This window comes from Kitasatospora sp. NPDC058184 (assembly GCF_042883725.1).
Taxonomy (GTDB): Bacteria; Actinomycetota; Actinomycetes; order Streptomycetales; family Streptomycetaceae; genus Kitasatospora.
Window position 1 is genome coordinate 1 of record NZ_JBHVVE010000064.1, and the last position, 1,302, is coordinate 1,302.

General features: G+C 65.8%; 1 protein-coding gene. It reads left to right on the top strand.

Annotated elements, in window-relative coordinates:
- Positions 1-443: 443 nt before the first annotated feature.
- Entirely contained in the window at positions 444-1,169 is a 726-nt protein-coding gene (locus tag ACFVXH_RS41335) for a hypothetical protein (protein WP_387831239.1), read from the top strand.
- Positions 1,170-1,302 lie beyond the last annotated feature (133 nt).

Consider the following 1,302-nt stretch of genomic DNA (forward strand, 5'->3'; position numbering starts at 1 on the left):
CTACCTCGCAGGCCTCCACCTCCGCGCCTCAATGATCTGGATAGACGACCTCGTGCGACCACCCAACTGATCACAACATCACACAGGCCCTAGCCCGCCGATCGATGACGCGGTCCACTCCCGCTTCTCGACCAGGCCGCCGTTCGCGCTCCGCATGCTCACGATGATCGATGCCGCGCTATGCCCCGCCGCCGTGAGTCACCTCCAGATCATCGGCAGCCTCCTCCTTGAGCGCTACGTTCACATCCGTGTGAGGCACCCACGCCGGACCTGCGGCAAGGCCACCCGGACGAGTGGCGGCAGGTGCCAGCGATTCTCAACCCCGTGTCAGTTCGGCCAGCCACATGACATCGCGACTGAGAAAGTGACACGGGATCCGCGAACGGCACATGCGCACGGCGATCGAACGGCGCAGTGTCATACGCCCTCAGTAGCCTTGGCGGATGACCCCGATCACGCGCCGACCAGCCGCTGAACTCCCCGGCGATCCAGCCTACTTGCGTTTCGTCTACCACCACGCGCACCCGGCGGACCCGTACGACGACGAGGACACTCTCGAGCAGTGGCACGTCTCCGTCCTCGCACCGCTCGACGACGAGGACGACGAGGAGGGGTCCGGCGACGGCCAAGACCCGGACCTGGCCCCGGTGATCGGCAGGGTCCGCCTCTACCGCCTGCGCGATTACACCGACGGCGACCGCTGGAGCGCAGCCGACGCCGAGTCAGGAGATCTGGAAGCCATCGCCAGCACCGTGCTGCGCGGAGTCAAGAGCGGTCAGTCGGGCTACTGCAAGGCATTTGAGCGGCAGATCGAAAGCCCGGTCGGGGACCTGCTGGTCCTCGACCGCGTCTATCTCGACAAGCAGTGGCGCGGATTCGGCCTGGGACCGGTCATCGCGGCCGAGGCCGTCCGCAGACTGTCCCCCGGGTGCTGCGCTGTTGCCACCTACCCGGCGATGGGCGAGTACTCGAAGGGCCGGGATGAGACCACCGAGACGGACCACAGGCGCGCGAAGAAGAAGATCGCCGCTCTCTGGGAGAGCATCGGCTTCGAACGGTTCCGCGAGGGAGTGTGGCTGCTCGACACGGCCCAGCAGACACCGATCGACCTCCACCAGCAACACCGCGCACACCTGAAGGCACTCTCACACGCCTACCGGACCGCGTGACGCAGCTGAACACACGACTGACGGCACTGGTCAGGGCACCTAGGGCCTGTGTGATGTTGTGATCAATCTTCGGGTTCTGCCCCGCTCTGGGGCAGAACCCGGTAGGACTGTTGGATGTGACGCGCAGGCAACT